The following is a 19,236-nucleotide window of genomic DNA, read 5'->3' as shown; positions in this document are numbered from 1 at the left end:
TGCGTACGATTCAGGCGAATCTGAAGTTTTTCCTCTTCAGTTATAAATATCTTTTTTTCAGGAGACATTGGTTCAATAAAGTTAATTAAAAAAAACGAAAAGCCTGGATTGGATATTTATAAGCGATTCACAACGAATGACTACCTTTGCGGCCATGAATTTACTCTCTATTAATAATATTTCTAAGGCATACGGTGCAAAAGTGCTGTTTAATAAAATAAGTTTCGGTATTAATTACGGCGAAAAAGTAGCTCTGGTTGCCAAAAATGGTTCCGGGAAAACAACTTTATTTAAAATTTTAAAAGGGATCGAAATAGCTGATGAAGGAGAGGTTGTTTTTAGAAAAGACATTACGGTTGGATTTTTAGAACAGAACTTTGCATTTGATGAAACACTTACTATTCAACAACTCATTGATACCGCCGACAATCAGTTTGTACGCTGCATTCGTAATTACGATGCTGTTATTAAACTAAGCGAGACCGATTCGAGCGACTCTGTTGCCGACAGAATGGAAATTGCTTTGAACGAAATGAATTTGATCGATGCCTGGGATTATGAAAAAAATATCCTGGAGATTCTGACAAAATTAGAGATCAAAGATACAAGCCGCATCATAAGTACTCTTTCGGGTGGACAAAAAAAACGTGTGGCTCTTGCTCTCACATTAATTAATAAGCCTAACCTTATTATTATGGATGAGCCTACCAATCACCTCGATATTGAGATGATTGAATGGTTGGAAAATTATTTACAGGATGGATCAATTAGTATTTTATTAGTAACCCACGACCGTTATTTTTTAGATGAAGTGTGTGATAAAATCATTGAGATAGATAACCACATGCTTTATGAATACAAAGGAAACTTTGATTATTATTTAGAGAAAAAAGCTGAACGCGAACAGATCAGCGATGCTGAAATTGATAAAGCCAGAAACCTATACCGCAAAGAAGTGGTTTGGGTGCGTAAGATGCCAAAGGCCCGCGGAACCAAATCAAAATCGCGCGTAGATGCTTTTTATGAAATTGAAAAGAAGGCAAAACAAAAACGCGTTGAGAAAAAAATTGAATTAACGGTGAAGATGGAACGTATGGGTTCTAAGATTGTGGAGCTTCATGGCATCACAAAAAATTATCCCAACAAAGTTATTTTATCTGAACCCTTTACTTATACTTTTATTCCGGGAGAGAAAATTGGTGTTGTAGGGAAAAACGGTGTCGGGAAAACAACTTTATTAAACATTATTCAAGGCAAAGAAGAAGTAGATGCAGGAAGAGTAGCCCTGGGAGATACTATTGTGTTTGGATACTATTCTCAGGCAGGAATGATCATTAATACGGACAAACGTATTATTGAAATTATCCAGGATATCGCAGAACACATTCCTTTGGCAAATGGGGCGAGCTTATCTGCTTCGCAATTGTTGACACGCTTTAATTTCCCGCCGAATGTGCAATACAGCTATGCCCATACATTAAGCGGTGGTGAAAAAAGAAGATTGTTTCTTTTAACGGTGTTGATGAAGAATCCCAACTTTTTGATTCTTGATGAGCCAACCAATGATTTAGACATTGTGACTTTACAAACACTTGAAGATTTCTTGGAAGAATTCAAAGGCTGTGTTTTGATTGTTTCCCATGACCGTTATTTTATTGACCGTTTGGTAGATCATACTTTCGTGTTAGAAGGCAATGGCGCTATTAAAGATTACCCGGGTAACTATACCGAATACAGAAACTGGATCAGCGAACAGAAAGAAGCCAGTAAGCAGGAGGCATTGGGCGGTAAGCAGTCAGCAGTGGGCAGTAAGCAGCCGGCAGAAGTCACTTCGAGCGTAGTCGAGAAGAAACAGGAAGCCGCTGCAGCAAAACAGGAAGTTAAAACGCCTGCGAAGAAATTATCTTTTAAAATGCAACGTGAACTCGAAGAACTGGAAATTGATATTCCTGTTTTAGAAGAAAGAAAAATGCGTCTCAACGATGAACTGGCGAGTGGTTTAACGGATTATAATGAGGTTCAGCAACGTACCGACGAATTAAAAACTGTAACGGAAGAGCTGGATCAAAAATCGATGCGCTGGTTAGAAATCCAGGATGAAATGTAATTATGTCTCCTGATTTAATTTTAACGAAACAGCTACTTTACGATCCTTTAGATTTTACTCTTTCAGACTTTATAGAAGAATCTGAAAGCAAAGAGTATTCAGCCAGCACTTTTGTGTTGAACGGAATTCCAGTAAAATTTAGAACGGCAAAAATAACGCCCACAAAAACAGGGGCTTTTGTGACTTTATGGAAAAGAAATGCAACCGGAATCACTTGCCCCCACAACGACACAGACCCTTTTAATTTTTATGTGATCAGCGTTCGGAAAGAAGATTTTTTCGGACAATTTGTATTTCCAAAATCTGCCTTAATCAAGCAGGGAGTCTTATCAAGGCACGGGAAAGAAGGTAAACGTGGCTTTCGGGTATATCCCGACTGGGAGCGTGTTGAAAATAAACAAGCGGAGAAAACCCAAAAGTGGCAATCCGAATTTTTTCTTGAAATAAATGATGGGAAAAATTTAAATCTGGAGAAAGCCAAATCTATTCTAAAAACTATTGCGCTTTAAAAACTGTTTTCATAAAAGAGCTTGCGAAAACAAAGTCTGTCAACTCCTGATTTTTACTGTTTAAAACCTGGCTTTTATCGCCGGTCCACCAGTTCTCGCCTTTGTAAACAAACATTATATTATCGCCTATCTCTATCACCGAATTCATATCATGGGTTACGATAATCGTAGTGATGTTGTATTCCTCGGTAACGTCTTTAATTAAATTGTCAATTACGATAGAGGTCTTTGGATCTAAACCAGAGTTAGGTTCATCACAAAATAAATATTTGGGATTATTTGCGATCGCCCTGGCTAAGGCCGCCCGTTTTTTCATACCACCACTCAATTCGCCAGGATACAAAGCATTTTTACCTTCCAGTTTTACACGTTGCAGACAAAAATTTACGCGCTCCTGTTTTTCCTCTTTACTTAAACTGGTAAACATGTCCAGTGGAAAACGAACATTTTCTTCAAGAGTCTGAGAGTCAAATAAAGCGCCGCCCTGGAATAACATGCCAATGCGGGTTCTTATCTCCTGCTGTTCGTCTGAATTTAATTCCGGAAAATTTTGTCCATCGTAAATAATTTCTCCGGAGTCGATTTGATGCAATCCCACCATTAATTTGAGAATAGTGGTTTTGCCACTTCCACTCTCGCCTATGATCAGATTCGTTTTGCCGGGATGAAATTGAAAAGAAACATCCTTAACCACATGCCTCTCCCCAAAACTTTTATTGATATTTTTTATTTCGATCAATATTTCGGAAATATGTTAGTTAGGATAAGATCGAACAACAAAATTAAAATACTAGCGTAAACAACTGCATTGGTACTGCTCTTTCCTACTTCGAGAGCGCCACCCGAAGTTCGGTATCCGTAGTAAGAAGAAACCGATGTAATAATGAAAGCAAAAAGTAAAACTTTTGTGAAAGAGTAATATAATTTTCTGGGTTCAAAAAACGCCTGTATACCATACACATATTCGTACGCTGTAAAATCTCCTGAAGAAACTCCCATGACATAACCTCCGGCAATTCCCAAAAACATACTCAACGCAATTAAAACTGGAAAAATAATAACCGCTGCCGCAATTTTTGGAAAAATTAAATATCCGGCAGAATTTATTCCCATAATTTCCAGAGCGTCTATTTGTTCTGTGATGCGCATGGCACCAATTTCAGAGGCGATGTTAGATCCTACTTTTCCCGCTAAAATTAAACACACAACAGTTGGGCTAAACTCCAGCATAATACTTTCACGGGTTGTAAATCCAACTGCGTAAAGAGGGATTAACGGGCTTGAAATGCTGTTGGCAGTTTGCAGGGCTATAATACCACCCATAAAGACTGAAATGATAGCAACTATAGATAAGGAAGAAATACCAATGGTATCGATTTCAACAATAATCTGACGCACATAAACACTGAATTTTTGAGGCTTTTTAAAAACCTTGTACATCAACATACTGTACTGTCCTATATGCGTAAATAGCTTCAAAACGTTCTAATTGACAAAGCCTAAAAGTAGTAAAATAATCGCTTATATTTGTAGCTATAATTATGCTCAAAAGATATTTACTTCTGCTTTCTGTTTTTGCGATTCTGATTTGCGGTATGGAAAGCTGTTTCTTACAGAAGAATAAATGTGATTCTTGCCCTGGTGTTTCCAAACACAAAAAAGTAAGGCATCACAATAAGGGTTCTTTTTAGTTCCCACAAACGCCTAAACGGTAAAGCATCTTTCGCTTAATAAGCTATTTCCGCATGTAAACCAATGCCTATGGAAGCGATTTTTTCCCATTTGGCCTGGCTGGTTTGTCTGTAGTAGGTTCCGCTCCCCAACATCTTGGTAGAAAAATAAAGGCCTTTTGCATCGCCCAGATCTTTAATCCACTCAATAGAAATAATAACATCGTCATCTACAAAAATACCGTAAGGATTTAAATCATATGCTATATAACCGGTTTTCTCAGCGGGGCTGATTATAATGTTCTGAGTGAGAATATTTTCCGCTGGATTTCCTTGTTTATCTACTTTATAGATGTTCAACCGAAAAATAGGAAGCTTATCTAAAGTGTTTGTATTGATATTGAACATCACCTTTCGGATATGCGTTTGCGGATGCTTCACACTGAGTTTAATTCCTAATTCAGCGCCAAGACTGTTATTTTTAAACCCTGCTGAAACAGATTTTGTTTTTGTGTCATTGCCGAGAATTTTGATCTTAGTTTTTTTTACAGAAACCGCTACTTCATTTAAAACAGTTGCACTTTGTGTTAATTTAATTTCAGTGTGTTTTTGAAATTCTTTTACAGAAAAAGATTCGCTTTTATAACCGATCATTGAAATCTTAAGCGTCTCGTATAAAAGGCTATCGGGAACTGTAAAACTGTATTCCCCCCTTTCGTTGCTAACGGTTCCAAGTGCTTTTCCAACAACGCCAATGTTCGCAAATTCTATGGGTTGGTTTGTGGTAACATCTATTAAACGGCCTTTGCACAAGGTCTGGCTAAAAACTACATGACAAATCATACAGAAGGCTAAAATAAAAATCAATCGCATCGCTTTAGGTTTTGTACTAAGACGAAATGTTGTATGAAAAAGTTACATTTCAATATTTGGCGCCGCCAATTCCGATGTTTTCGATAGGATGCCAGGTTGTTTTTACTTCCTGTAGATCAAGAATCAGGTAAGGATTTTGATTCTCCTCCTTTAACCAATCTTTGTTCCAGTGAAAAAAACGTTTTACGTTTAAAGAACAATTTTGCTGAATACTTTTTATTGCCTCTTTTTTAGACCCGCAATAAACGACTGCGTTAACATCCATGTGAGAAGAAAAATGCGAATGCAATTCCCCGTGAGAACCCGTGAGAATATTTACCACACCTGCTGGAAGGTCTGACGTTGAAAGCACTTCACTGAAGGTAATAGAAGACAAAGGGAACTTTTCGGAAGCCAGAACCACACAAGTATTGCCACCGGCAATAATGGGAGCAATAACACTTACCAGGCCTAATAAAGGTAAATCTGACGGCGCAATAAGAGATACCACCCCTGTTGGTTCAGGAACTGAAAAGTTAAAATGTGACGAAACAACCGGATTTACAGAACTAAAAATCTGTTGATACTTATCGCACCAACCGGCGTAATGAACCAGGCGGTCGATGCTCAACAACACTTCCTTTTCAGCAGATTTTGTGGTAACTCCCTGCACAACTAACTCTTCCACAAATTGAGATTTTCTCCCCTCCAGCATTTCTGCAATGCGGTATAAGATTTGCGAACGGTTAAATGCAGTTTTACCACTCCATCCTGCAAAGGCTCCACGCGCTGCCACAACGGCATTCTTCACATCTTTTCGCGACGACAAACAGATGTTCGCTATCGTCTGTTTTTTCAAATTTTTTAATTCATAATACCGCCCACTTTCTGTTCGGGGAAATTGTCCGCCAATAAAAATCTTGTATGTTTTTAAAACGTTGAGGCGAGGCATGTTATTTTTTGAAAGCTTAAGATAACAGCTATTTTGAAATTAAAAAGGCACGAAAGTTAAGCCCAGCATAAAATTAAAGCGCTGACTTGGATAACGTTCCCAACGGTAATACCGCTGGCCAGCAAGATTATTAACGCGTGCAAAAAAACTAAGCATTTTACTGTAACGGTATTCGGCCTCAAGATTTATATCTGCCCAGCCTTTCAATTGTTTATTAGCTAACGCTCCGTCATCCAATTGCGTTAATGCCCATTGTTTGCCCATAAAAAAAAGATCGGCTCGTAAAATAATCTTACTTTTCAGATTATAGATCACTGATCCCGTTAAATCAAAGTCAGGCTTGTGATAGGCGCGTGTTAGGGTTTTTGTTTTGTAGATGTAATAATTTCCTTTCCCAATAATATTCAGTTTTTCTTTGAACTCGTATTTTAATTGTCCGCTTAAATTTAAAACACTGGTATTGCCATAAAGCACATCAAATTGGTTGTACAATAAATTAGGACCGCCATAATTAATTACAAAGAAGTGCAGGTTATCGTATTGACCATAACTTATTTTAGCATCGTAAGAAGTACTGCTACTTAAATTACCGCGCAAACCTCCGTAGAGATTATATTTGTTATTCGTGTTTTTATAATTAATAGTGGTATCTACAAAAGCGTTTTCGCGGGTTAAACTTCTCATGCTGTTTTTTACCAAACCTCCGCTCACGCCAGCGTATGGAATAACCATGTTCTCGTAAATATCGTAGTGTAAGTTCAGTTGCGGATAAAAATAGAACCGTGTCGACTTATTAAAATTATCCAGTGTGCCGGTAAGACCGATATCGGCATGCCATTTTTTTCCATGAGCTTCAAAAGAGGGATTAATGCTCATAATAAGATCATTCAAACTGTCGTTTGCCTGTTTGTGATTGTAGAAGTCGGTTAGAAATCCCAAATTAAATTTTTCTTTATTAATGTACATGGTTCCCAGAGCATTTAACTTCACATTATTTTCCGCTTCCCTGTAAAGATTTTGCAGATTGTAGTAAGTCAGTCGAATGTTGTGATTGATGTGGGTACTGTCGGTATAATGACTCTGTAATTGAAGTTTGGGTTCAAACAACTGATAACGCTGGCGGGTATAATCTTTGTCTAAGGTATTTTTATCCGGATCATAGCCATAGTAGTGCACAACGTTCCTTTCGTAATTTAGATCTCCGCTTAAAGTATGTTTTTTATAAAAACGCTTTCCGAACACATTTATTTCATTGTCGCTAAAGCCGCCATAACCAGCATCTTTCAGCGTTGTAGTGCTTGAAAAATGTTTTAAATGCGCGCCATAGCTACTTTCCTTCGCTCTTGTATTACCCACCCAAAACTCACCGTAGGGCATATTGTAAAAAGGACTGTATCCTAACTTTAATAAAGAATGGTATAATTTAGTAAGCGGCTCATTTTGAAGTTTTGCTGCTTCTATTGGCTGGGTTTGGTATTTCGGAAAAATAGGAGAACTGGTAATTCCATATTTAATATTCTGAATCGGCTTTACGCTATCTTTAATTTCAGGAATGTCTGAGAATTTCTTGACATCTTTAATTGTTGGCTCGAACACGCTTTTCATTTTTACGATATCTTCCACTGGCGAAGTTTGTGCCACCGCAGCAAGGGCATAAAAAATTACCAGGAAAAGAATCAGCATCCACTCTATCTGCTTTTTCTGTCTCTTGCTCAACAAAGGTGCTGTATCAAGATTTTTTTCGCTATACACGTTACCTGAATTCATCGTTTCCTATTTTGGTTGTTCGCTTATAGTTGGTGTTGATGCCGGAGCGGGTTTAACCTCTGGCTCAGCAAACAAAGCACTGTCTCTTTTACTTTGGTTATACTGAATTTTTAAATCCTTATTTACAGGAACGCCATTAACATCTGTTGGCCCGGCGTTTGCCTTGGCTTGTTTTTCTTTCAAGGCGCTTAAGCGTTTGTTGGCTTCATCCACATATTCTTGTTTTACTTTTCCACCAATAACGGTTTCTAAAATAACTTGCGCATTGGCGTCATCATTAAGAGCTATATAAGCATCTGCCAGTAATAGCATTCCTTTATTGTTCCAGTCGTCGTTGCTGTATTCGTAGCTGACAAGTTTATTTACTGTTTTCTCTACTTCTTTATAATCTTGTTTCGCGTATTGAACTTTACCGATGTAGTAATATGCTTCGGCACCCGTTAAATTTTTAGAGGCTTTAGTCATGGCCTTAAACTCAATCATCGCATCATCCAGACGATTGGTTTCGTAAAGTGATTTTGCTTTGATATATTTTGCCTCTGTTGTTTCCTGTGGTGTGAGTTTCTCAGTACTCAGTACTTTAGTGCATTCCGTTAGAGCCGTCTCGTATTGTTTAAGATAGTAGGCGCAGCGCATAGCTCCGAATTTACCGGCGCTTTTGTTGGAAGGTGTTTCCGCAATTTCCTGCAGCTGCTGGAATAATGGCAGAGCTTCGGTATATTTTTTATCCTTGTAAAATAAATACGATGTTTTAGCAAGAGACACCTCACTGTAAATACTTCGAGGTTTGGTAATAATGTACTGGTACCCATTAATTGCCTTATCAAATACACTTTTACTGTAATAACACTCTGCTGCATTGAATTGTGCTTCGGCAACATGTTTGCCATTAGGAAATCTTGTTATGTATGCCTCCCACTTCTGGATAGCCAAGTCGCAATTTTTATCCGTATAATAGGCGTTATAAGCTGCAAGGTACGTGTCCTTTTCTATTTGGCCTTCAGACAGAGGATTTCCTATATTTTTGAAATAGGCTTCCATTCCTTCCACATCGCCCTTGGCTTCAAAGATCTTCTTAATTTGTTCCAGAACGTCTTTAGCTGCTTCACTTTTTGAATCTGTCTTTACAAATTTATCGAAGTAAGAAAAAGCTTTTTCGTCTTCTTTTCTGGCAAAATAAATATTACCCAGCTGTGCATAAGAATTGTTTACGAAAGACGAATTCGGGTAATTTTTAAGGATCCTTTCGTAATAAAGAATTGCATTCGACTCTTCTTTCAGATTGTTATAATAAGTCTCGGCAATTTCGTTTAAAGCCGAAACAATGTAATTTGACTGCGGATACTTGGTTTCTATTTTTTTAAGCTCTGCAATTTTCTCTGTGTAGTTTTTATTTAAACCGTCACAAAGTGCTTTTTGATATAAGGAATAATCTACGTCAATTTTATTTAAAGCAATTGCTCGCTTGTAATAATCGGAAGCCTGCTGAAAGTCACGATTCATAAAATAACAATCTGCCGTACGAATATTTGCGTCGGCAATTTTATTTTCGTCGTAGGTATTCCTGGTGAGCAAAAATTTACGGAACGAAATATTCGCATTCGTATAGTCGTCTTTTTCTCTACGCTGAAAATAGGCGTAACCTAAAGCATAGTTACTTAAATCGTATTCTGATAAACTGGTTGCACCTTGTGTTACCTGAAAGCGTTTCCATGCATCGATAGCGGTAGTGTAATCTTTGTTTAAATAGGAGATTTCTCCCAGCCAATATTGATTCAAAGAATTCAATTTCAAATCGGCATTTTGTTTCAGCGATTTGTCAAACTGCTTTCGTGCATTTATCAAATCATTGTTGTTAAAATATTCAACACCCCGGAAGTAGATTAATTTTTGATAAGTGACTTTTAAGATCGCGTTAATTCCTCCTTCCAGACTTTCAATGCTTTTAATTGCCTCCTCATAATTTTTTGTAGTAGAATAAACCACAATTAAAAAATTATAGACCTCATCTTTTCGGGAGGATTGAGGATATTCTTTTAAATATTTGGTAAATCCTTTTACTGCTTCGTTATACGGATTGAAGTCTAGTTCATAACTCAGCTTTGCAAAACTAAACAGAGCATCTTCAGCAATTTTTTTATCAAAGTTTACTTGATAAGCGCTGTAAAATGCATTTTTAGCCTTTACCTTCTCGCCTATCTTTATATCGCAATCTGCCATGTGATACCAGGCACTTTGAGCCAGAGAGTCTTTCGTTTCGGTGGCTTTTTGAAAGTTTTTCTCAGCGTTGCTGTAGTCTTTCATTTTATAATAGCAGTAACCCAGCACATAACTTCCCTGAGCATTCATTCCGAATCCTAATTCTGTTTTTTTCAAATAGGTTAGCGCGTTTGCATAGTCTTTCATGTTGAAGTAACTTTCCCCAATCATGCGGTTGATGTCGCCTGCCTTTTGAATGTAAGCCGTATCATTTAATAATTTCGGCGCTTCTTTAACTACTTTATCAAATTTACCCTGGATAAAATAAATTTGCGTGATGTAATAAGGAACCACACTACCAAAGGTTTCATTCCCCACCAATTTATTAAAGCCCTGCAAAGCGATCTCATAATTTTTTTCCTTGTAAGCCAAGTGCGAGTAATAGTAAGCTGCCGGAGCCGCATACTTATTTTCTACGTCTTTGATCTCGTAAAAATCTGTTTTTGCTTTAGCCTCATTTTTTTCCTGCAGATAACTGTAGCCCCGTTTAAAATATAATTCTGCCAGTTGATCCTTATCCAATTTATAGAGATCTACTTTTTCTAAATACTCTATAGTTTCTTCGTACTTTTTTTTCCGGAAATTTGACTTACCCAAATAATACCAGGCGTTATTAATTTTTGTGCTGGAAGGATATTTTGCGATGAACTCCCGCATTAACCATTCGCTGTCTTTATTGAAAAGTTCTATGCCGCAAGCCGCTGCATAGTAGGTAGCATCCGCTTTTAAAAGAGTTGATTTTGTTTTTGCCGCAAATTCGGTGAAACTTTCCTGCGCCGAAGTGTAAAGTTTTTTATCGAAGAGATCTAATCCTTGTTTGTAGAGCGCATCCGCATCCGCGTAAATAGCGGTTCTTTGTGCCTTAAACACTAATCCACTGAACACAAAAAGCAATAGTAAGCTCGTCTTTATAAGATACCTCATTAAAATAAAATCCAAGTAAATTTTTATCTCAATAAATTTAGTTTTCTTACAGGAGCCCTTTCGTCGTGTTGACCTACAGTTATTAACCCGCTGGTGTTGATATTGGTATAACTATGATTGCCACAAAAGTTACAATCATTTTAACTTAGACGTCTCTATGAGTGAATTGATCAACTACAAAAATGTTACTATTTTCCAGGACGAACGTCCTGTGATCAATGATCTGAGTTTAGAAGTGAACAAGGGCGAGTTTGTGTATTTACTCGGAAAAACGGGAAGCGGTAAAAGTAGCTTTCTTAAAACATTGTATGGTGACTTACCGGTAACCACAGGTACTGCGGCATGTTGTGGTTTTGACCTCACCCACTTAAAACAAAGGGAAATTCCTTTTCTGCGAAGAAAGCTGGGAATTGTTTTCCAGGATTTTCAATTGTTGGGCGACAGAAGTATATACAACAATTTAAAGTTTGTAATGAAAGCCACAGGTTGGAGCGATGAGAAAAAAATAAAAGAACGCATCCAGGAAATTTTAAAAAAGGTAAATCTCGAAGGAAAAGAAAATAAAATGCCACACGAGCTTTCCGGTGGAGAGCAACAAAGGGTTAGTATTGGCCGCGCTTTAGTGAATGATCCGGAACTCATTCTCGCTGATGAGCCTACAGGAAATTTAGATCCAACTACTTCTGAAGAAATTCTAGTATTACTTAAAAATCTCAGCGATAGTGGTCGCGCCATTTTATTTGCTACACACGATATGCTGGTTTACAATAAATTCAGGTCGCGTACTCTTACTTTTGATAATGGAAGGGTTGCTGAAAATTCTTAAAGTGTTTTCTTAAAAAAGTTATCGGTATTTACATACAGAATTCGAACCTTTTTACCTTTTGCCAATTTTACATTTTTTTCTATAGCTTTATTAAGTCGCTTACTCTGGCGTCCCATAAAATAACTCCAGTAAACAATTACCGTATAATCATCCTGGCCAAAGGTAAAGCGTTGCGCGCCGGGCAAGGCTTTCAGGTATTTTAAATGTTCAAACATGGGAAGAATGCTGTCTGGTGGCGCCTGTTTTTTTGGAACAAAAGTATCCAGTATGCCGCGGCGATTCCATTTTAAATTTGGAAAGCCGCGGCTGTAACAATTGATAATAAATGCGTCCAAGCCCCCGGCTTTATTGTAATAAAGCGCCTGCAAGGGTTGATAATGATTTTTACGCTCTGAACTTTTGTATTTAAATGTATCTACTTTGTTCAAAAACATTAAATACATCGTGTCCAGCTCAAAATTATCTGCAGCCGGAATTTTTCTTTTCAGCGATAGTTCAACGATCTCTTTTTTATCAAGTGCTTTTGTATCGTGCAAACCATAGATGAGCTTAACACAGCCAGATAAAAGAAGAGAAAGGGCAATTAAGACAAGACAGTTTTTCATACCTACAATAACGCATTCTTAGATCTTATCGTATTCTTCTTTCACGAAATCCATTAATTCTTTAATGTAATCAGGACTAAAATCAAATTTTACTCCTGCTGTTTCATAAATTTGAGGAATAGATTTTGTGTAGCCGAGGGCCAGAGCTTTCTTATAATCTTCCACCGCTTTCTTTGGATTACGTTTGTAATTGCGCCATACAGCGATTGCTCCCAACTGCGCGAATCCATATTCTATATAATAAAAAGGAACTTCGAACAAATGCAGCTGCACTTGCCAGCGGCGACGTAAATTATCTTCAAGACCTTTGTAATTAATTTCTTTACTGCCAAAGTCGCTAATAATTCTTTCCCATTCCTCGTAACGTTCCTCTACGGTATGTTCCGGATTAAGATAAATCCAATGTTGAAATCTATCTATAGCGGCGATCCAGGGTAAAGTGTCCATTACACTTTCTAGCTGCTGGCGTTTGGCGCGCTTTAACTCTTCCTCGGTCTTAAAAAACACATCCCAATGTTCCATGCTCATTAGTTCCATGCTCATACTGGCGAGCTCTGCAACTTCACTGGGCGGCGATTTAAAATCTACCAATTCTAATCCAAAATCAAGAAAAGAATGAATAGCGTGGCCCCCTTCGTGCACCATCGTCACAAGATCGCGGTGTAACCCCACGGAATTCATAAAAATAAAAGGAACATCTGTTTCATACAAAGGATATTGGTAACCTCCGGGAGCCTTTCCTAAGCGGCTGTCCAGGTCGAGCCGTTTCATTTTCTGCATAGTAGAGATGCTTTCTCCAAAAAAAGGATCGAGTTTATTAAAACACTCTATGGTGCGATCAATTAACTCTTGAGCGTTTGCAAAGGGCTTTAGAGGAGGCAGACTTTCTTCATCTACTGCGGTATCCCAGGGACGGTAGTCGGCGAGTTGTAATTTTTCTTTCCGTTTTTTGTCGTGCTCGTTAATTAAAGGAACCGCGTGCAATTTTACAGCTTCGTGAAAATTCAAACAATCCTGAACCGTGTAATCGAAACGTGCAAGGGATTGATGCTTGTAATCACGGTAATTTCTAAATCCTGCGTTTACGGCAATCTGGTGGCGCAGCTTAACAAGTTTGGTGAATAAATCATTCAATGCCGTTTCATCTTCTGATCTGCGCTTTTGTACTTTGTGATAAACAATTTCGCGAATACCACGATCAAGATCTTTTAAATGAACTGAAGCTCTTTGAAGTGTTATTGTTTCTCCGTTGTACTCAATGCTTTGAGCTCCATTAATTTCACCGAACTGCTGCTCCAATTCCTGTAATTGTGTATTGAGAGGAATGTTTTCTTCTCTGAAAAGATCAATGCTGTTTTTTATTCCTCGTAAATAAATATCATAGCCCGTTTTTGTAAGACCATCTTTAAAAGGTGTCTCCATTAATTTTTTATTCAGATCATTGGCGATCGGAGCCATGTGTGGCTCTATGTTCTGAACAAAGTCGTTAAAGCTGTCCCGAAGTTCGGTATTGGCTGTATCGCAAGTCATTTTAATATAACGCCATGCCATGTTCTCACTCACAACAGCACTTAGCTCGCTATAGTCTTTTAACCATTTTTCAAGGTCTGCGGCTGAATTTAATGGGCGTTGTTGTAATTCGGTAAAATATGGTTTTAATAAATCCCAGCTGGTAACGCTGAAATCTGGTTTTACGTAGTTGCGCATAGTGTATAGGTTAGTCTTTAAAATTAAACAATAGATTAGAAGATTACAAACCTGGATTTAAAAGATGTCGCCACAGATGGCGCTGATTGCACAGATCTTTGCGCTTAGGTTTGACGCCGATTTGCGCAGGACTTAGGTTAGAATTTATTTGTGCAGACTTTTTGTTTTCTAAAATTTTCTCGGTAAAAAATTTGTTGAATCCGCGCCATCGTGGCTAAGCTGGCCTGTGGAATCAGTTATAATAAACCTTCATCTCCTTTGAATCCAAAGCCTGTACAAGCAGTTGAATTTTCACTTTTTTGAGGTCAGTCTTTCTTGTAGCTCGTAAATAATTCAAGACACTTTTTTCAAGGATAGAAAAATACTTGTCTTCTTTTATCGGACCGTTTAATTTGTTTTGGAGCTCTGTGCTTTTTTCGAAATAATGAATGGTGTTTGAAAAGGCCAGCACCAAGGGTCCGTAGCCTTTCAAACGGTTGGTTTGGTGCTTTACTAAAATTTCCTGGAAAAGATCTGTCTTTTGTTTTCCCTTGTCTTCGTATTCTACAAATAATTTATAGTTTGTGTCTGGAGTAGGGGCAAATAAATTCCAGTTTTGTGAGAAGTACGGGTAAACGTACCATTCAGCATAATAGTTGAGTTTGGTTTTTGATTTAGTATAAGGACTTGCAAAGATAGCGATCAATACAAAATGAACCGTAAGCCCAAGAAGAGCTATGGATAGGAAAATTATTTTGTAGGAAGATCTGATGATCTAAAGTAATTATTCTACTTAAGATTCCAAGAAATTATTAGTATAAAAAAAGCGCGGATCTCTCCGCGCTCCATTTTTAATAGTAGTATATAAATTAAAGGATTGCTCTGAACAGTAAGAACAATGAACCCGATAAAATAATTGTAACAGGAAGAGTAAGCACCCAGGTTAAAACAATTGTTTTAATAGTTCCTTTCTGAAGATTTTTTAATCCTTTTTTGGCCACCATAGATCCGGCAATACCTGAAGAAAGCATGTGTGTTGTACTTACAGGAAGACCTTTCCAGCTGGCAAGACCAATACCGATTGAGGCTACGATCTCAGCGCTGGCCCCTTGTGCGTAACTCATGTGTTGTTTACCGATTTTTTCCCCAACTGTTTTTACAATACGTTTCCAACCTACCATGGTTCCCATACCTAAACACACCGAGATTAAAATGATTACCCATGAAGGGGCAAATTCAATTAGTTTTTTGGTGGCTTTAATTTCCTTTCCTAATTCTTTTATTTCGTTCAGACTTAAAGTTAAATTGCCTCCAGTAATAATTTTATCGGCGCCTTTTGTGATTTTGATTACATCTTGCCTCAAAGTAAAACGGGTAGCAAGAGCAACGGCGTCAGAATTAATTTTACCTTCCGTTTCTTTTTCAAAATGTTTGGCGTGAATTAATAGCTGTGAATATAATTTCTTTTCTTTTGCAGCCAACACTGTAGTATCGGCTTTAAGCATGAGGGTTTCAATTCTTTGAACATTGCTGCTTATCTCATTTAATTTAATACTTGAATCCACTGAGAATTGCGCAGGTAATACCGCAATTAAAATCATCATAATTAAACCCACGCCTTTTTGACCATCATTTTGTCCATGAAAAAAGCTCACCATTCCGCAAGTAACCCATAACAGTACACGGATCCAAATAGGAGGTTTTTTTCCAGGAATTGGTTCTTTATAAATGATGTCGTTTTTAATTAAACGTTTAAAAACAAACATTATAATGATAGCTGCTGAGAAACCTAAAAGTGGAGAAAGTAATAAAGCGGCGCCTGTATCTTTCGCTTTATCCCAGTTAACGGCGCTCATGCCTAAATCGCCCGGCAAAAAATTAAAAGCTATACCAATTCCTAAAATAGACCCAATTAAAGTGTGAGAACTCGACGAGGGAATTCCAAAATACCAGGTGCCGAAATTCCAGATAATAGAGCTTAATAAAAGCGCAAGAATCATAGCAATACCGTGGTAGGGATTTGCATCCACAAGCACGTCCATCGGTAACAAGTTTACAATGCCCATGGCTACTGCTATTCCTCCGAGCATAACGCCTGAGAAGTTAAGCAAACCGCTATAGACTACTGCTACAGTGGGTTTTAAAGAGTTGGTGTAAATTACAGTTGCTACTGCATTTGCTGTGTCGTGAAATCCGTTTATGAACTCAAAAAAGCAGGCGAGTACAATACAAATTATTAAGAGTGCTGTTAAGGTAGTGTCTAATCCAAACATATTAATCCATTTAATCTGCGGCAAAACTATCGGTAAATTGCCTTTAGAATGTTAAGTTAATGTTAAATTCCCAATTCCAGCTGAAAAACTGCTGTGTAATAACCGCTTATATCCTTTTGGGTGGCAAGATTTCGTTCTTTATTATACAGGAGGTTAAACTGCACTTTTACCTTGTGTTTGTTAAGGTATTTACTCACTCCCACTGCATATTGCTCTGCCTGGTTAAATCCTTTAATTACGTCGTGGTGTGGACTAACGAGTGTTTGCCTCAGGGCAAGTTCCCACATACTTTTAAAGCAATAACTTACCTGGTTATTTAGTCCATCGCCCGTGGTTATCAGGTGCATTTTATTGTCCGTTCCTAAAAGGTAGGGGCTATTCGCATCCCTTCTCATATATTCACTTAAGAAAGAAAAGCCGCGGTATTTAAAAATCAGATCCGCAAAATAAAGATTAAAGGACTTTTGTCCATAAAGGTCCTTACCCAATTGACCACCTGTTCTCACTGCCATATCGTTAAACATGTAACCAGCGGCTATACTTAATTTAGGTTTGGGCTCCCGTGCAAGGTCTCCCTCAAAAAAATCGCCACCATCCGTGAAGGCGCCAAAAGGTAAAACCTCAACGCGTCCGGTATAAGCCAGGCCATAATTACTAATATTCGAGTTTCGTCCTTCCCCCGAGGTAATGGCGCCTTTTAATAAGGTAGTGAAGGGACTTTTTGTTTTTATAGTGTAGGTAGTAAAAAAACCGAAGTCCCTGTCGGTTGTAAAGTTTACATTAACTAAAGATCTGTCATAGAACTGTAAAGCCCCCGAAGAATTTATACGTTGGCGATTACCAGGGAGTTTTCCCTGTCCAAAACCAAACAAAAGGTGTTTTGACGGTCTGTAAAAAATCATGGCGTCACGAAGCACATTAGGACTTACGTTTTGCGAGGTTACATCGGCAACGCTCCAATCCATATCACCTCTGGCAAAGGAAAGCTGCATGTAATAACTTAACTTTGGATTTAACACGTGTCCCGTAAGAACTAAGCGACACCTTCTCACCCTTGCTTCAAAAGAACCAGGCGCGAAATCGTTATCGCTTTGGGTATTCATCAAAGCCCTGTTTTGAATCCTGAACCTAATGTTTAAAGAATAGGAGCTATCGGGAGTGGCGAAACCAAGGCCGTTTTTATAACTAAAATAGGGGGCCTTTGTCTGCGGATCCTGTGCAAATAGAAGGCCTGACAGTAAAGTAAAAACTGTTGAAAATAAATAAATTGCTCTGTTCATATAACTTAATGTTATTTGAATGCAAAATAAATATTACAAAGTTTATTTAAACTAAACTTAATGTTAAGGAATGGTTAACAAAAGCAACAAAAAACTTTACTTTCTTGTTTTCCGCGGCTACTTCTTCAAAGCATCTCTTATTTCCATAAGGAGTTTTTCCTGGTTTGGAATCTCTGCTACAGCTGCAGGCATGGCTTCTTCTTTTTTCTTAGCTGCATTCATGGCTTTAATAATAAGGAATAATACAAAAGCCGTTAGTATAAAAGTAATTACCGAGCTTATAAACAAGCCTATTTTGGCTCCATGCCATGCATACTCCTGCAGAGTGGCTACGTGCGCCGCCTCTAAAACCGGTTTTAGCATAAGCGGGGTGATGACGTCTTCGATAAGTGATGACACAATCTTATTAAAGGCACCGCCAATAATTACCCCAATTGCAAGGTCAACTACATTACCCCGCAATACAAATTCTTTAAATTCTTTTATGACTCCCATAGCTTAAATTTTTCGAAATGTACTAATTGCTTTCCAATACTTTTAATAACTCGTCTAATTTTGGGGTCAGAATAATTTCAGTACGGCGGTTTTTCTTTCTGGCCTCTGGTGTTTTGCCTTTGTCTAATGGAAAAAACTCTCCGCGTCCGGCTGCTGTAATACGCTGGGCATCTATCTTGGCACTTCCCAATAAAATTTTAGTTACAGATGTGGCCCGCATCACACTTAAATCCCAATTGTCTTTTATTTCTCCTGCTCCTTTCATAGCTACATCATCGGTGTGACCTTCCACCATCACATTAATATCGGTGTTTTGCTCGAGTACTTTCGCTACATTTTTTAAAGCTTCAATCCCTTTAGCTTCTACATTTGTTTTTCCACTCGCGAACAATAAACTTTCATCCAGACTCACATACACTTTACCGTTTTTTTGCGTAATGGTCAGTCCTTTATTTTCAAACCCTACAAGGGCATCGCTTAGTTTTTTTCTTAAGTCTGCAGCCGCCTGATCCTTTTTCTTGAGAATATCTTCCAGTTCATTTACGCGGGCTTCACGTTTTTTAAGTTCGGTACTTAAGTTATCCAGATCAAGTTTTTGTTTATTTAAAACAGTTTCCAAAGCTTTTAACTCATCTTGTTTTCTAAGAAGTTGTTCCGTGGTCATTTGAAGATCGCCACTAAGCTTGGCGTTATCTTTCTCAGCACCACTCATTAACTTATTTAAGCGATCGATAAGTTGTTCGTTCAAAATATTTAGCTTGTCGTATTTGGAAACCAGATTTCTTAAGTTATTCCCATTCAGGAGGGTGTCTCTGCGAAGGGAGACCATGGTTTTTTCATCGTTTACTGCTTTCTCTTTTAACTCTGCCAGTTTAGCGTCGTTTTCCATGGTTGCTTTTTTAAGCTCTGCCAGACTGGTTTCACAAGCTGTTAACTTGGTAGTTGTTTCTTCCATTTTTCTTTGTGGAACGCAGGCACTCAATAGAGTGAGTCCAAGAAGACAAGCTATTATTTTTTTATGCATCATGCTT

The 19,236-nt window shown here is 38.0% G+C and carries 16 protein-coding genes; 3 read left to right on the top strand and 13 right to left on the bottom strand.

Annotated elements, in window-relative coordinates:
- Nucleotides 1–154: 154 nt before the first annotated feature.
- Complete coding sequence (locus CNR22_10775; protein ID PBQ34876.1) at nt 155–2,107, top strand: ABC transporter; 1,953 nt, start codon at nt 155–157, stop codon at nt 2,105–2,107.
- Between the two features lie 2 nt (nt 2,108–2,109).
- Nucleotides 2,110–2,616, top strand: coding sequence for a MepB family protein (locus CNR22_10770; protein PBQ32234.1), 507 nt, complete (start codon nt 2,110–2,112; stop codon nt 2,614–2,616).
- Here the strand turns inward: CNR22_10770 and CNR22_10765 are convergent.
- The 6 genes from CNR22_10765 to CNR22_10740 form a co-directional block, all read right to left on the bottom strand.
- Entirely contained in the window at nt 2,603–3,355 is a 753-nt protein-coding gene (locus CNR22_10765; protein ID PBQ32233.1) for an ABC transporter ATP-binding protein, read from the bottom strand. The two genes, CNR22_10770 and CNR22_10765, sit on opposite strands and share 14 nt — an antisense overlap.
- Complete coding sequence (locus tag CNR22_10760; GenBank protein PBQ32232.1) at nt 3,352–4,062, bottom strand: ABC transporter permease; 711 nt, start codon at nt 4,060–4,062, stop codon at nt 3,352–3,354. The genes CNR22_10765 and CNR22_10760 overlap by 4 nt, the downstream gene beginning before the upstream one ends.
- A 281-nt stretch (nt 4,063–4,343) precedes the next feature.
- The gene (locus tag CNR22_10755) at nt 4,344–5,159 is read right to left on the bottom strand and encodes a hypothetical protein (protein ID PBQ32231.1); all 816 of its coding nucleotides are present in this window, start codon (nt 5,157–5,159) and stop codon (nt 4,344–4,346) included.
- A 49-nt stretch (nt 5,160–5,208) separates the two neighbouring features.
- Nucleotides 5,209–6,090 (bottom strand): aldehyde dehydrogenase, encoded by an 882-nt coding sequence (locus CNR22_10750; GenBank protein ID PBQ32230.1) that lies wholly within the window; start codon nt 6,088–6,090, stop codon nt 5,209–5,211.
- Between the two features lie 39 nt (nt 6,091–6,129).
- Nucleotides 6,130–7,773 carry a hypothetical protein gene (locus CNR22_10745; protein PBQ32229.1) on the bottom strand — a complete coding sequence of 548 codons (1,644 nt, stop codon included), beginning with the start codon at nt 7,771–7,773 and terminating at the stop codon, nt 6,130–6,132.
- A gap of 90 nt (nt 7,774–7,863) precedes the next feature.
- Complete coding sequence (locus CNR22_10740) at nt 7,864–11,040, bottom strand: hypothetical protein (protein PBQ32228.1); 3,177 nt, start codon at nt 11,038–11,040, stop codon at nt 7,864–7,866.
- Between the two features lie 157 nt (nt 11,041–11,197).
- Between CNR22_10740 and CNR22_10735 the strand changes: the two genes are divergently transcribed.
- Nucleotides 11,198–11,866, top strand: a complete 669-nt coding sequence (locus CNR22_10735) for a phosphonate ABC transporter ATP-binding protein (GenBank protein PBQ32227.1) — start codon at nt 11,198–11,200, stop codon at nt 11,864–11,866.
- Here CNR22_10735 and CNR22_10730 read toward each other — a convergent pair.
- The 7 genes from CNR22_10730 to CNR22_10700 form a co-directional block, all read right to left on the bottom strand.
- The gene (locus CNR22_10730; protein PBQ32226.1) at nt 11,863–12,471 is read right to left on the bottom strand and encodes a hypothetical protein; all 609 of its coding nucleotides are present in this window, start codon (nt 12,469–12,471) and stop codon (nt 11,863–11,865) included. The two genes, CNR22_10735 and CNR22_10730, sit on opposite strands and share 4 nt — an antisense overlap.
- Before the next feature lie 18 nt (nt 12,472–12,489).
- Nucleotides 12,490–14,178, bottom strand: coding sequence for an oligoendopeptidase F (locus tag CNR22_10725; protein ID PBQ32225.1), 1,689 nt, complete (start codon nt 14,176–14,178; stop codon nt 12,490–12,492).
- Between the two features lie 232 nt (nt 14,179–14,410).
- The gene (locus tag CNR22_10720) at nt 14,411–14,863 is read right to left on the bottom strand and encodes a hypothetical protein (protein ID PBQ32224.1); all 453 of its coding nucleotides are present in this window, start codon (nt 14,861–14,863) and stop codon (nt 14,411–14,413) included.
- Between the two features lie 163 nt (nt 14,864–15,026).
- Nucleotides 15,027–16,430, bottom strand: coding sequence for an anion permease (locus tag CNR22_10715; GenBank protein PBQ32223.1), 1,404 nt, complete (start codon nt 16,428–16,430; stop codon nt 15,027–15,029).
- 62 nt (nt 16,431–16,492) lie between these two features.
- The gene (locus CNR22_10710) at nt 16,493–17,710 is read right to left on the bottom strand and encodes a porin (GenBank protein ID PBQ32222.1); all 1,218 of its coding nucleotides are present in this window, start codon (nt 17,708–17,710) and stop codon (nt 16,493–16,495) included.
- 117 nt (nt 17,711–17,827) lie between these two features.
- The gene (gene mscL, locus CNR22_10705) at nt 17,828–18,205 is read right to left on the bottom strand and encodes a large conductance mechanosensitive channel protein MscL (protein PBQ32221.1); all 378 of its coding nucleotides are present in this window, start codon (nt 18,203–18,205) and stop codon (nt 17,828–17,830) included.
- Between the two features lie 22 nt (nt 18,206–18,227).
- Complete coding sequence (locus tag CNR22_10700; protein PBQ32220.1) at nt 18,228–19,232, bottom strand: hypothetical protein; 1,005 nt, start codon at nt 19,230–19,232, stop codon at nt 18,228–18,230.
- Nucleotides 19,233–19,236: the final 4 nt, after the last annotated feature.

The organism is Sphingobacteriaceae bacterium, assembly GCA_002319075.1.
Classification (GTDB): domain Bacteria; phylum Bacteroidota; class Bacteroidia; order B-17B0; family Aurantibacillaceae; genus Aurantibacillus.
The sequence above is the reverse complement of the archived record's forward strand: the minus strand, read 5'-3'. Positions and strand labels throughout refer to the sequence as shown.